Origin of the sequence: Anaerobiospirillum thomasii, from assembly GCF_900445255.1 — a bacterium.
Classification (GTDB): domain Bacteria; phylum Pseudomonadota; class Gammaproteobacteria; order Enterobacterales; family Succinivibrionaceae; genus Anaerobiospirillum_A; species Anaerobiospirillum_A thomasii.
In genome coordinates, this window is the sequence record NZ_UAPU01000007.1 from 565,544 (window position 1) to 580,025 (window position 14,482).

The 14,482-nt window shown below is 38.3% G+C and carries 10 protein-coding genes; all 10 read left to right on the forward strand.

Features of this window, described 5'->3' with window-relative positions:
• The first annotated feature begins 101 nt into the window (after positions 1-101).
• The 10 genes from DRZ93_RS09775 to DRZ93_RS09815 all read left to right on the forward strand — a co-directional run bounded on the left by DRZ93_RS09775 (position 102) and on the right by DRZ93_RS09815 (position 14,429).
• Positions 102-1,430 (forward strand): peptidylprolyl isomerase, encoded by a 1,329-nt coding sequence (locus DRZ93_RS09775; RefSeq protein WP_113746475.1) that lies wholly within the window; start codon positions 102-104, stop codon positions 1,428-1,430.
• A complete protein-coding gene (gene pdxA, locus DRZ93_RS09780; protein ID WP_113746476.1) occupies positions 1,420-2,463 on the forward strand; it encodes a 4-hydroxythreonine-4-phosphate dehydrogenase PdxA in 1,044 nt (347 codons plus the stop codon). The genes DRZ93_RS09775 and pdxA overlap by 11 nt, the downstream gene beginning before the upstream one ends.
• The gene (gene rsmA, locus DRZ93_RS09785) at positions 2,463-3,269 is read left to right on the forward strand and encodes a 16S rRNA (adenine(1518)-N(6)/adenine(1519)-N(6))-dimethyltransferase RsmA (protein WP_113743808.1); all 807 of its coding nucleotides are present in this window, start codon (positions 2,463-2,465) and stop codon (positions 3,267-3,269) included. Before pdxA ends, rsmA begins: the two co-directional genes overlap by 1 nt.
• 239 nt (positions 3,270-3,508) lie before the next feature.
• The gene (locus DRZ93_RS09790) at positions 3,509-5,335 is read left to right on the forward strand and encodes an AAA family ATPase (RefSeq protein WP_113746477.1); all 1,827 of its coding nucleotides are present in this window, start codon (positions 3,509-3,511) and stop codon (positions 5,333-5,335) included.
• Between the two features lie 208 nt (positions 5,336-5,543).
• Positions 5,544-7,370, forward strand: coding sequence for an AAA family ATPase (locus tag DRZ93_RS09795; protein WP_113746478.1), 1,827 nt, complete (start codon positions 5,544-5,546; stop codon positions 7,368-7,370).
• A 208-nt stretch (positions 7,371-7,578) separates the two neighbouring features.
• A complete protein-coding gene (locus DRZ93_RS09800) occupies positions 7,579-9,405 on the forward strand; it encodes an AAA family ATPase (protein ID WP_113746479.1) in 1,827 nt (608 codons plus the stop codon).
• Positions 9,406-9,613: 208 nt separating this feature from the next.
• The gene (locus DRZ93_RS13590) at positions 9,614-9,790 is read left to right on the forward strand and encodes a hypothetical protein (RefSeq protein ID WP_172458180.1); all 177 of its coding nucleotides are present in this window, start codon (positions 9,614-9,616) and stop codon (positions 9,788-9,790) included.
• A gap of 48 nt (positions 9,791-9,838) precedes the next feature.
• Positions 9,839-11,086, forward strand: coding sequence for an IS256 family transposase (locus tag DRZ93_RS09805; RefSeq protein WP_113743108.1), 1,248 nt, complete (start codon positions 9,839-9,841; stop codon positions 11,084-11,086).
• A gap of 307 nt (positions 11,087-11,393) precedes the next feature.
• On the forward strand, positions 11,394-13,091 hold the full coding sequence (locus DRZ93_RS09810) for an AAA family ATPase (protein WP_281268129.1): 1,698 nt from the start codon (positions 11,394-11,396) through the stop codon (positions 13,089-13,091).
• A 684-nt stretch (positions 13,092-13,775) separates the two neighbouring features.
• Positions 13,776-14,429 (forward strand): hypothetical protein, encoded by a 654-nt coding sequence (locus DRZ93_RS09815; protein WP_113746481.1) that lies wholly within the window; start codon positions 13,776-13,778, stop codon positions 14,427-14,429.
• Positions 14,430-14,482: the final 53 nt, after the last annotated feature.

Genomic DNA, 14,482 nt, shown 5'->3' on the forward strand with positions numbered 1-14,482 from the left:
AAAAATACAGCAATTGTGCCTGTTCTTAAAAACACTGTAGTTCACAATGTAAAAAGAATATGGCACAATTTAGACAGACAGTCACAAGGTTTTAAAAGGCTATGAATAAATTTATAAAAGCAATTGCCATCTTATGTACGGTAACAGCCATGCATGCTGGTGCTCAGGAGATAACTCTTGATTCAACCGCAGCTGTTGTCAACAATGATATTATTCTTACCTCAGAGCTCAATCAGGCTACAGCTCTTGTCAAAAAGTCCTTTGCGCAAAGAGGTCAGAACATTGATGAGATCTCAGCAAGAAAGGCAGCTCTTGAAGGCCTTATTACAGATTCACTTATACTGCAGATGGCCAAATCACAGGGTATTGATCTTACCGATCTGCAGCTTGATGAAATCCTCAATCAGAATGCCATGTCCAACAATGTAAGTGTGGATGAGTATTTAAAAAGACTGGCCCCAGGTCTTAGCGCGACACAGGCCCGTGAGCAGTTCAAACAGAGCCTTATTTTAAATGAGGTTAAAAGATCACGTGTGCGCAACCGCATTGCCATCTCCGACACTGAAGTTGATCTTCTGGCCAAAAACCTAAAAAAGGTAGGCAGTATTGAGCCGCGCTATCATATCTCACAGATTATTGTGCCACTTTCAGCCAGAGCCAGCGCCCAGAGTGCCCAGAAGGCTGAAAATACAGTAGCCCACATCAAATCAAGATTAAGAAATGGTGATGATTTTACCTCACTGGCTGCCATGTATACACAGGGCAATCTTGCCACTCAGGGCGGCGATCTTGGCTATATGCCAGAGTCTCAGATCCCAGCTCCCTTCCTGCCGGCTCTGCTTAAGGCCAAAGCTGGCGATGTGGTAGGACCATTTAGATCACCATATGGTCTGCATCTTATAAAACTTATTGATGTATCACACGATGCAGTAATTCCTATTAAAGAGTACGATGCAAGTCATATTCTTCTGACAACATCCATCATCTTTTCAGATGAGGCCGCCTACAATCAGTTAAATGCCCTGCGCGATAGAATTCTATCAGGAGCTGTAAGCTTTGATGTGGCCGCCTCCAAGTTTTCAGAGGATCCAGGCTCTGCCATCAAAGGTGGCAATCTGGGCTTTGCCACACCAGAGAAATACGATCCGCGCTTTGCCCGTGCCATGGTGGCCCTCAAGGAGGGTGAGATCTCCATGCCAATACAGTCATCCTTTGGCTGGCATCTTATCAAGCTCAACAAGGTCAAACTTGACAGCAGCTCTGATGAGGCCTACAAGAACAAGGCCCGCGATCTTATATACAGAAAACTTTTTGCCCAGGAGTCTATAATCTGGGAGCAGGAGCTGCGTGACTCTGCCTTTATCAAGGTACAGGATCCTGCTCTTGTAAATGCCAGAATTGATATAGATCAAGTAGCCAATGCAAAATAATCTTATAGCTCTGACACCTGGTGAGCCTTCAGGTGTCGGTATAGAGCTAATCTACCATCTTGCCCAGACTGACCGTTATCAGGACATAGTTGTCATAGGCTCAAAGGCTCTGATACAAAAACGTATCATTCAAACCTTCAGCTCAATTTTCAAAGATAAACAAAAAACACAGGATAAAAGCTTTGTCATAGCCCCTGAGGATATTGTCTATACTGACTATGCTCAAGGTTCTGACACCAAGGCAGGATACGGATGCATCAGAGTTTTAAATATTGATGCGTATGATGAGTCTGTGCCTGGTGTTTTAAATATCAAAAATGCCCCTTATGTGCTAAACACGCTGGACAGAGCCATAGATGGATGCCTGTCAGGTGAGTTTAAAGCCCTGGTCACAGGCCCTATCAGTAAGGCTGTCATTGATGAGACAGGGTTAAAATTTACAGGGCATACAGAATATCTTATGCAAAAGAGCAAGGCTGAGCATGTGGTCATGATGCTAGGCTGCTCTACTTTAAATGTAGCCCTGGTTACCACACATCAGCCACTTGCTGACATACCATCTGCCATCAACTATGATTTAATCTATAAAACAGTAAAAATCATAGACAGTGATTTTAAGCGCTTTATGGGGGTTAAAAAGCCGCGCATTCTAATCTCAGGTCTAAACCCTCATGCAGGTGAGGGAGGACATCTTGGCACAGAGGAGATAGATTTTATTATTCCTTGTATCAATGATCTGCAAAAAGAAGGTATTGATATTAAAGGTCCCTATCCTGCCGATACCATGTTCTGCAGACACAATCTTGATAAATGCGATGTCTTTTTAACCATGTATCATGATCAGGGTCTGCCTGTGCTCAAATTTGCAGGTTTTGATGATGGCTTTAATACCACCTTAGGCCTGCCTTTTATAAGAACCTCGGTTGATCACGGCACTGCACCTGATATAGCAGGTACAGGCAGCGCAAGTCCCAACTCTCTTTTTGTGGCCATAGACAAGGCCATGGATATGATAAAACACGGATATAATTAATGGCACTTCCACCACCACATATGAAAGCCAAAAAAAGATTTGGCCAGAACTTCTTGATTGATGATTACATTATTGCCTCAATTGTTGATGCAATAAACCCAAAACCAGGGCAGAGATTAATTGAAATCGGTCCAGGTCATGCCGCTATCACAAGACCTGTGCTTGACAGAGCTCATGCCCTTACAGCCATTGAACTTGACAGAGATCTCGCCGCACTGCTGCGTGAGGATCCTTTTTTAAAAGGCCTTGAGATAATTGAGGCCGATGCATTGAAAGTTAATTTTTCACAACTGGCCAAAGACGGTCCTATCAGAGTCTTTGGCAATCTGCCTTATAATATAACCTCGCCTATTATCTTTCATCTGCTTGAGCAAAATGGCATTGAAGATATGCACTTTATGCTGCAGCGTGAGGTCGTAGAGCGTCTGTGCTCAGGCCCTGACAGCAAGGACTATGGACGTCTTACTGTTATGGCTCAGTTTTATGCAGCTATTATGCCTGTGCTTGAGGTACCGCCTGAGGCCTTCTCACCACGTCCAAAGGTAGTCTCTGCCGTTGTAAGATTAAAGCCATATAATCTTGATGAAAAGACGAGAGCTCTGGCTCCATTTTTAAATACAGTTGTCACCAAGGCCTTTAGCGCCAGACGAAAAACTCTGCGCAATGCCCTCTCTGGCCTTTTTGATGAACATGAGCTTAATGCACTTAATATTGATGGCACGAAAAGAGCTGAAAATCTGTCGGTTAAAACCTATGTAGAGCTGGCAAAGTATCTTTTAAACAAAGGCAAACAAAAAGCTTTTTAATACACAAGGGGCAGGATAATTCCTGCCCTGCCCTAGGCGCCATCTTGTGACGCACTTTTTCTTTTACCGTGGCGCGTTGCACTTTTTATCATTCTGTGCGCCTCTATCTTTAATTGCAATAGAATCTATTTTTACTCAATCTTATCTGTGTTAATCTAAGTCTTTTAGAGTAAGATTAGATACATAATCAATCTTTAAACAGGCACCACACATAAAACATAGAATAATAGGTCTTTATTATGAACACACACGCAAAGCCAAAAGTATTACCAGGCTGTGAGATCTTTGAAAAGCTGATTGAATCTAATGCCTATTATGTAGATAAAACCTCATACTTAAAAAATCTCCTTGAAAGCTCTGATGAGGTTGAAAATGCCTTATTCACAAGACCCCGTCGCTTTGGAAAAACTTTAAATATGTCCATGATAAAGGCCTTTTGTGAGCTTGACTATAAAAATCCTGGGGATACAACCTATCAGCAAAAACTCTTTATAGACAATGGCCGTAATCTTGCTGTAGCTCAGGATGAGTACAAAGTGCTGCGTGATAAGGTTATGGGACAGCTGCCTGTTATCTATGTCTCCTTTAGAGGTGTTGAGGGCTCTTGCTTTTATGAGGCTGTTGAAAAATTAGTAGTTAAGATTTTCAACTTATATGAAGCATTTGCCTTTTTGCTGGATAATCCGAAAATATCAGATAACAGAAAAAATATTTTTTCCACTATATTCGATTTTTGCGCAAATAACCTTAATCTGTCAGCAGATTTAACAAAACTCAATGATGCTGTAACTTATTGTGGTCTTTTTATACCCAATCTTGCAAAAATGTTATACCTTGCCTATGGCACAAAGGTTTTAATCCTTATAGATGAGTATGATGTGCCATTGCAAAAGGCAGTAATTGCCCAAGAGCCTTACTATGAGAAAATGCTTGGCATTATCCGTGATATAAGTGTTAATACCTTTAAACAGGATCCTGATGCCTGGCTGTATAAGGGCATTATTACAGGCTGCTTAAAAATTGCCCATCAAAGTGTCTTTACTGATGCTAATAACTTTACCACCTTTAATGTCAACTCTAAGCACTATTCCTCGTTCTTTGGCTTTACACAGGATGAGACTGATAAAATTCTATGTGACTTTGGTGTAGAGTCTAAAAGAGATGAGATTAAAAAGTGGTATAACGGTTACAGATTTGGCCATGATTATGTCTACTGCCCATGGTCTTTAATGGAGTACTGTTTATCAGTAACTGATGGTAGCGAGGAGCCTGAGGCCTATTGGGTCAACACCTCAGGCAATGACATTATCACTCTGTACACTAAAAACTCAATTGAGGCCAATGATGCTGACACTACACAAAAGCTGCAGGATTTAATGGATGGTAATTCAGTTTTAATAAAACTCTCTGAATTTAGTGTTTATCCTGATATTACAAAAGGTATGGAGTTTGATACCTTTTGTACCATGATGCTGCAAACAGGCTATGTCACCTTTGATGAAAATTCAAAACTCAAAGGAATGGTCAGCGTTAAAATACCAAACTATGAGGTAAGGCAAGCCTTTGAGACTAAATTCTCTTACTTATATTCTAATAACAATGATAGCTGGAAAGATGAGGGTTTTAAGCTTTTAGATGCACTGATGGGCAATGATATTGACAAGGCTCAGGCTATTATAAACTCTGTTCTGAGAATCTATATAAGTATAAGACACTCAGGCTCTGAGCAATACTATCATGGCTTGATGCAGGGTCTTTTAATTAGCGCTGCACAAAAGAACAATATTAAGGTACTAGATGAGAGCGAGAGCGGTATTGGTTATAGCGATATTATACTTAAAGATTTTATGTATAAAAGAGCTATAATCCTGGAGTTTAAACGCGCTGGCGATGAAGATCTATGCCTTAGGACAGCTAATGAGGCCACAGAGCAGATTATTAAAAAAAGATATGCAGATCTTTTTGATACACAGTATACACAGGTATATGGTATAGGTATTGGCTTTTGTAGAAAATACTGTGAGATAGCATCACTTGGCAATATTGCAAAGCAGGATACAATTTAGTGAGCAATGTTGAAAGATGAAGATTTCATCTGGCTGTCAAACTCATAAAACCTTATACAGTGATGCAAACTATATATTTGCTCACATAGACAATTAGCTTTTTTATGTATGTATGACCATGTGTCATATTGATTGTAAAGTAAGATTGGATAAAGTACGCATCTTTATACAAGAGCTGCTATAAATAATCAGGATAAAGGGACGTATTATGATTAAAAACAATGGCACAGTTGTCTTATCTGGTGAAGAGGACTTTGCCAGTCATATTTTAAATAATGGCTATTATGTTGATAAGACATATTATCTTAATGATCTCTTTATAAACAGAGGTGATAAAAACACTTTATTCACCAGACCTCGCCGCTTTGGCAAAACCTTAAATATGTCCATGATTAAGGCCTTTTGTGAGCTTGACTATAAAAATCCAGGCGATACCTCCTATCAGCAAAAGCTCTTTATAGACAATGGCCGTAATCTTGCTGTAGCTCAGGATGAGTATAAAGAGCTGCGCGATAAGGTTATGGGACAGCTGCCTGTTATCTATGTCTCTTTTAGAGGTGTTGAGGGCCTATGTTTTCATCATGCCGTTGATAAAATTCTTACTAAGATAGCACTGCTGTATAAATATTTTCTGTTTCTTGCTGATAGTAAAAAAATACCTCAGGCGCAAAAGGATCTTTTTTTAAGCATTTACAATTTTTGTTTCAAACACAAAGGTGAATTAAAAAATGATGCTTTGCTTGATACAGCAATATCTTATTGTGGAACCTTCATACCAACACTAGCTGATATGCTCTATACAGAGTATGACAGACAAGTTTTAATCCTTATAGATGAGTATGATGTGCCATTGCAAAAGGCAGTAGTGGCTGAGAAGCCTTACTATAATAAAATGCTTGGCATAATACGTGATATAAGTGTTAATACCTTTAAACAGGATCCTGATGCCTGGCTGTACAAGGGCATTGTCACAGGATGTCTAAGGATAGCTCATCAAAGTGTCTTTACTGATGCTAATAACTTTACCACCTTTAATGTAACCGATGAGCTTTACTCATCCTTCTTTGGCTTTACGCAGGAGCAGACTGATAAAATCATCAGTGACTTTGGCCTTGAGTCTAAAAGAGATGAGATTAAAAAGTGGTATAACGGCTATAGATTTGGCAATGATTATGTCTACTGCCCATGGTCTTTAATGGAGTACTGCGCCTCATCAAAACAAAATGGCAGCAATGAACCTGAGGCCTTCTGGGTTAACACCTCAGGCAATGACATTATCACTCTGTACACTAAAAACTCAATTGAGGCCAATGATGCTGACACTACACAAAAGCTGCAGGATTTAATGGATGGTAATGCAGTTTTAATAAAACTCTCTGAATTTAGTGTTTATCCTGATATTACAAAAGGTATGGAGTTTGATACCTTTTGTACCATGATGCTGCAAACAGGCTATGTCACCTTTGATGAAAATTCAAAACTCAAAGGAATGGTCAGCGTTAAAATACCAAACTATGAGGTAAGGCAAGCCTTTGAGACTAAATTCTCTTACTTATATTCTAATAACAATGATAGCTGGAAAGATGAGGGTTTTAAGCTTTTAGATGCACTGATGGGCAATGATATTGACAAGGCTCAGGCTATTATAAACTCTGTTCTGAGAATCTATATAAGTATAAGACACTCAGGCTCTGAGCAATACTATCATGGCTTGATGCAGGGTCTTTTAATTAGCGCTGCACAAAAGAACAATATTAAGGTACTAGATGAGAGCGAGAGCGGTATTGGTTATAGCGATATTATACTTAAAGATTTTATGTATAAAAGAGCTATAATCCTGGAGTTTAAACGCGCTGGCGATGAAGATCTATGCCTTAGGACAGCTAATGAGGCCACAGAGCAGATTATTAAAAAAAGATATGCAGATCTTTTTGATACACAGTATACACAGGTATATGGTATAGGTATTGGCTTTTGTAGAAAATACTGTGAGATAGCATCACTTGGCAATATTGCAAAGCAGGATACAATTTAGTGAGCAATGTTGAAAGATGAAGATTTCATCTGGCTGTCAAACTCATAAAACCTTATACAGTGATGCAAACTATATATTTGCTCACATAGACAATTAGCTTTTTTATGTATGTATGACCATGTGTCATATTGATTGTAAAGTAAGATTGGATAAAGTACGCATCTTTATACAAGAGCTGCTATAAATAATCAGGATAAAGGGACGTATTATGATTAAAAACAATGGCACAGTTGTCTTATCTGGTGAAGAGGACTTTGCCAGTCATATTTTAAATAATGGCTATTATGTTGATAAGACATATTATCTTAATGATCTCTTTATAAACAGAGGTGATAAAAACACTTTATTCACCAGACCTCGCCGCTTTGGCAAAACCTTAAATATGTCCATGATTAAGGCCTTTTGTGAGCTTGACTATAAAAATCCAGGCGATACCTCCTATCAGCAAAAGCTCTTTATAGACAATGGCCGTAATCTTGCTGTAGCTCAGGATGAGTATAAAGAGCTGCGCGATAAGGTTATGGGACAGCTGCCTGTTATCTATGTCTCCTTTAGAGGTGTTGAGGGCTCTTGCTTTTATGAGGCTGTTGAAAAATTAGTAATTAAGATTTTCAACTTATATGAAGAATTTGCCTTTTTGCTTGATAATCCGAAAATATCAGATAACAGAAAAAATATTTTTTCCACTATATTCGATTTTTGCGCAAATAACCTTAATCTGTCAGCAGATTTAACAAAACTCAATGATGCTGTAACTTATTGTGGTCTTTTTATACCCAATCTTGCAAAAATGTTATACCTTGCCTATGGCACAAAGGTTTTAATCCTTATAGATGAGTATGATGTGCCATTGCAAAAGGCAGTAATTGCCAAAGAGCCGTATTATGATGAAATGCTTGGCATAATACGTGATATAAGTGTTAATACCTTTAAACAGGATCCTGATCCCTGGCTGTACAAGGGCATTGTCACAGGATGTCTAAGGATAGCTCATCAAAGTGTCTTTACTGATGCTAATAACTTTACCACCTTTAATGTAACCGATGAGCTTTACTCATCCTTCTTTGGCTTTACGCAGGAGCAGACTGATAAAATCATCAGTGACTTTGGCCTTGAGTCTAAAAGAGATGAGATTAAAAAGTGGTATAACGGCTATAGATTTGGCAATGATTATGTCTACTGCCCATGGTCTTTAATGGAGTACTGCGCCTCATCAAAACAAAATGGCAGCAATGAACCTGAGGCCTTCTGGGTTAACACCTCAGGCAATGACATTATCACTCTGTACACTAAAAACTCAATTGAGGCCAATGATGCTGACACTACACAAAAGCTGCAGGATTTAATGGATGGTAATGCAGTTTTAATAAAACTCTCTGAATTTAGTGTTTATCCTGATATTACAAAAGGTATGGAGTTTGATACCTTTTGTACCATGATGCTGCAAACAGGCTATGTCACCTTTGATGAAAATTCAAAACTCAAAGGAATGGTCAGCGTTAAAATACCAAACTATGAGGTAAGGCAGGCCTTTGAGACCAAATTCTCTTACTTATATTCTAATAACAATGATAGCTGGAAAGATGAAGGCTTTAAGCTTTTAGATGCACTGATGAGCAATGATATTGACATGGCTCAGGCTATTATAAACTCTGTTCTGAGAATCTATATAAGTATAAGACACTCAGGATCTGAGCAATACTATCATGGCTTGATGCAGGGTCTTTTAATTAGCGCTGCACAAAAGAACAATATTAAGGTACTAGATGAGAGCGAGAGCGGTATTGGTTATAGCGATATTATACTTAAAGATTTTATGTATAAAAGAGCTATAATCCTGGAGTTTAAACGCGCTGGCGATGAAGATCTATGCCTTAGGACAGCTAATGAGGCCACAGAGCAGATTATTAAAAAAAGATATGCAGATCTTTTTGATACACAGTATACACAGGTATATGGTATAGGTATTGGCTTTTGTAGAAAATACTGTGAGATAGCATCACTTGGCAATATTGCAAAGCAGGATACAATTTAGTGAGCAATGTTGAAAGATGAAGATTTCATCTGGCTGTCAAACTCATAAAACCTTATACAGTGATGCAAACTATATATTTGCTCACATAGACAATTAGCTTTTTTATGTATGTATGACCATGTGTCATATTGATTGTAAAGTAAGATTGGATAAAGTACGAATCTTTATACAAGAGCAGCTATAAATAATCAGGATAAAGGGACGTATTATGATTAAAAACAATGGCACAGTTGTCTTATCTGGTGAAGAGGACTTTGCCAGTCATATTTTAAATAATGGCTATTATGTTGATAAGACATATTATCTTAATGATCTCTTTATAAACAGAGGTGATAAAAACACTTTATTCACCAGACCTCGCGAGAGTGAACTAAAAACTGTGTAAACGAAGATAGATGATTTAAAATATAACCATTATCGGAGTTTACTTAATATGGCAAGAATTAAACATAGCCCAATGGCTGAAAAGATAGCTGACCTTATAATGGAGCACTACAACCCAAAAGATGCCCAGAGTGCTCAAGATGCTATTAAAGAAGCATTTGCACCTGTTTTTGAAAGGATCCTTAATACTGAGCTTGATGCTCATTTAGGCTATAGCAAGAGCAGCACTGATGAGAAGGAGACCACCAACAGGCGCAACGGCTATTCTAAGAAAACCATTCAAGGCTCATTTGGTGAGGCAGAGATCAACACTCCACGTGATCGTGAAGGAACCTTTGAGCCAGTAATTATCCCAAAAAGGGAAAAAGACGTATCTCAGATAGAGCAAAAGGTCCTGGCCATGTATGCAAGAGGCATGAGTCAGAGGGATATAAGCTCAACCATTGAGGAAATCTATGGTTTTAAGCTCTCTCAAGACAAGATCTCCACTATAACGGACCTTATCCTGTCGGATGTTAATGAGTGGCTTAACAGGCCGTTAAAGCCTCTGTATACCTTTGTCTTTGTAGACTGCATCTATGTCAAGATGAAGAATGACAAGGGCTCTACAGAGAATCATGCCGTATATGTAATATTAGGCTTAGATGCTGAGGGGTATAAAGAGGTTTTGGGGCTTTATATATCCCCAACAGAGTCAAAGTCATGTTGGATGAATATATTTGACAATATCAAGAGCAGAGGCGTTAAGGACATACTTTTCCTGTCTATGGACGGTGTCTCTGGTCTTGAAGACGGAGTAAAGTCTATATTCCCGCAGACAGTTGTACAAAGATGCATTGTGCACCTTATACGCAATGCCTGTAAATATGTCCCTTACAAGGATTTAAAGGCTTTCTGTGCCGACTGCAAGGCAATGTATGGAGCTATTAATGCAGAGGCAGCTGAGGAAGCTCTGCTGCACCTTATAGACAAATGGGGTGATAAATACCCTGGAGCTATAAGGGTGTGGGAGAACAATTTCAACCATGTAACACAGCTGTTTAACTATCCATCGGCAATACGCAAAATCATGTACACCACTAATGCTATAGAGGCCGTAAACTCCAGCTTACGTAAGGTCACTAAAATAGGTATGTTTGAGAACAAGAATGCCGTGTTTAAAGTCTTTTATTTAAGAATTACAGGCGACCTGGCCAAGAAATGGGGTGTGAGCAGAGTCAGGAACTGGACATCTGTCTTAAACCAGATGACATGCATTGATAGTCTGGCTGAACGTATAAGGCCATATATAAACTAGTTTTTAAGCGTATAGGAGCAAGCCCGCCGCGCGGATAGGTAATACTACGTATTACCTATGGGTTGTCGCATCCTGTAAAACATAGAGCCAAGGGAGACAAAACGTGATAAACATGGGATTCCTGCCCCCTCAGCCATTTATGGACAAGCCCCTACGGGGTTGGCTACGCCAATCCATAAAAGGCTTTCAGGGGCAGGAAGAGGCAAAATCATGAAATGAGGTATTGAATTGTTGAAAAAAACAAGATAGCATAAATTTAGATTCTAAAATTGCGCAATTAAAGAATAAGAGATCTTAGTTTACACAGATCTCCGTTCCCTCCCGACCTCGCCGCTTTGGCAAAACCTTAAATATGTCCATGATTAAGGCCTTTTGTGAGCTTGACTATAAAACCCCTGGGGATACCTCCTATCAGCAAAAACTCTTTATAGACAATGGCCGTAATCTTGCTGTAGCTCAGGATGAGTATAAAGAGCTTCGTGATAAGGTTATGGGACAGGTGCCTGTTATCTATGTGTCTTTTAAAGGTATTGAAGGCCTTTGTTTTAAAGAAGCCATAGTCGAATTTTTAAGAGTTATTTATGAGGTATATTCTAATTACTCTTTTTTAAAAAACAGCAAGATTTTAGCCGCTGATGATTTATATAGATTTACTGATATTGATTATTTTTGTAAAGCTGAATATAAAAACTTATCTGATCCTATTAAGTTAGATCAGGCTGTTTCTTTCTGTAAATCTTTTATAAGCATTCTTGCAATTCTTTTACATAAAGAATTTAATAGACAGGTATTAATTATTATAGATGAGTATGATGTGCCACTGCAAAAGGCTGTTGTGGCTAAAGAGCCTTACTATGATGAAATGCTCTCCATCATAAGAAGTATAAGCATATCTGTCTTTAAACAGCAGGGTAATCCATGGCTGTATAAGGGCATTGTCACTGGCTGTTTAAAAATTGCTCATCAAAGTATCTTTACTGATGCTAATAACTTTACCACTTTTAATGTCAACGATGAGCTTTACTCATCCTTTTTTGGTTTTACACAGGATGAGACAGAGAACATCCTATGTGACTTTGGACTAGAGTCAAAAAGAGATGAGATTAAAAAGTGGTATAACGGTTACAGATTTGGCAATGATTATGTCTATTGCCCGTGGTCTTTAATGGAGTACTGCGCCGCATCAAAACGCAACGGCAGTAATGAGCCAAAGCCTTTTTGGGTTAACACCTCAGGCAATGACATTATCACTCTGTATACAAAAAACTCAATTGAGGCCAATGATGCTGACAATACACAAAAGCTACAGGATTTAATGGATGGTAATTCAGTTTTAATAAAACTCTCTGAATTTAGTGTTTATCCTGATATTACAAAAGGTATGGAGTTTGATACCTTTTGTACCATGATGCTGCAAACAGGCTATGTCACCTTTGATGAAAATTCAAAACTCAAAGGAATGGTCAGCGTTAAAATACCAAACTATGAGGTAAGGCAAGCCTTTGAGACTAAATTCTCTTACTTATATTCTAATAACAATGATAGCTGGAAAGATGAGGGTTTTAAGCTTTTAGATGCACTGATGGGCAATGATATTGACAAGGCTCAGGCTATTATAAACTCTGTTCTGAGAATCTATATAAGTATAAGACACTCAGGCTCTGAGCAATACTATCATGGCTTGATGCAGGGTCTTTTAATTAGCGCTGCACAAAAGAACAATATTAAGGTACTAGATGAGAGCGAGAGCGGTATTGGTTATAGCGATATTATACTTAAAGATTTTATGTATAAAAGAGCTATAATCCTGGAGTTTAAACGCGCTGGCGATGAAGATCTATGCCTTAGGACAGCTAATGAGGCCACAGAGCAGATTATTAAAAAAAGATATGCAGATCTTTTTGATACACAGTATACACAGGTATATGGTATAGGTATTGGCTTTTGTAGAAAATACTGTGAGATATCATCTCTTGGCAATATTGCAAAACGGGCTATGTCTTAAAAGAAATATCTTTAAAAGTAATATCAAGTGATTTAAGAACTATATGCATTGTCACACTGTAATATTGCCATCATCAAGGCGTGCTGATTAGTGCTTTTGACACATGGTTTTATTCTCAAAATCTGGTATAAATTTTCCATCTTTGGGTGATACTTTAGATGCAAAGCAGGCAGCAAAATACTCAACTATTTTTGATGTTTTCAAGCTGACCGTTAAGGCAGATCTCTGCAAGTTCAGCTCCAGAATGAACAGACATAGTTTGCAATAAACAAATTTGAGAGTGAACTAAAAACCATATAATAATGACTAATACGCCACTACAGTATTTTTATCTGTTAAATCTCAAATGGTCCCTCACTTGTATTCAAATCTTTTTAAACCATCAGGGGCAGGATAATTCCTGCCCTGTCTTTAAGAGCTGCCTTTTGCCACACTTTTTCTTCTGCCTCGACGCACTGTACTTTTTGCCCCATCAGTCTTTGCCACCGCCCCATCTAGCGCAGCGCAGAGACCTCCCGAGTTTGACAGTTTGTAATCACGACAATTAATACAATTGGCTTTCCATCGAGGATTGCCAATTTTTTTTGACTTAAAACTTATTGAATTCTATTATTGCAAACTATTGCGAATTATTTAGATACAATATATAATGGTGCTATAGTTAAGCTTATAGGGGGTCTTGCTATGTCTACTATTGTCGCCGTTAAAAAAACTAAAGGCGTCCAATATGTCTCCATTGTTGAGGTTACATCTATAAAGGTTAATGGTGTCAAAAAGCAAAAACAGAAGACTATTAAATCTCTTGGACCTTTAGATAAGCTTCTTGAGAAAGATCCTGATGCCTTAACCAAATTACGCAAGGAATATCAAACCCCTACTTTAAAATATAGAGAGCAAAGGGCAGATCTAGTTGAGAAACATATTAAAGGCATTGATATTACCCAGGCAGATTTACAAAGAAAGACCGTATCCATAAGTCTTAACTATGGGCTTTGGGCTTTAAAACCTTTATGGGATAACGTACTGACATTAAAGCGTCATATTTACTATATTCAGAACAGTAAAAGCTCAGTACAGTTTGATGTAAATGCTGTGTTATCTTATCTGACTTTTCTAAAGGTGGTTGATCCAAAATCTCAGTTTAAGGCCTTTAATCATCAAACAAAGTTTTTATGTTCGCCTCTTAAGGATATAGGCTTGCACGACCTATACAGGGCTTTGGACTTTGCCCATAAGTTTAAGGATGAAATTTTTATCCATATACACAATCGTATCTGTGATAATTTCAATCGCTCGATGACCATGGTGTCACTGCTAAATGAGAATGACGCATTTTAGCTAAGTCATTTTGTCATGCCTTTAAAGCATTTTGTTCTAATTGTATTAAATAA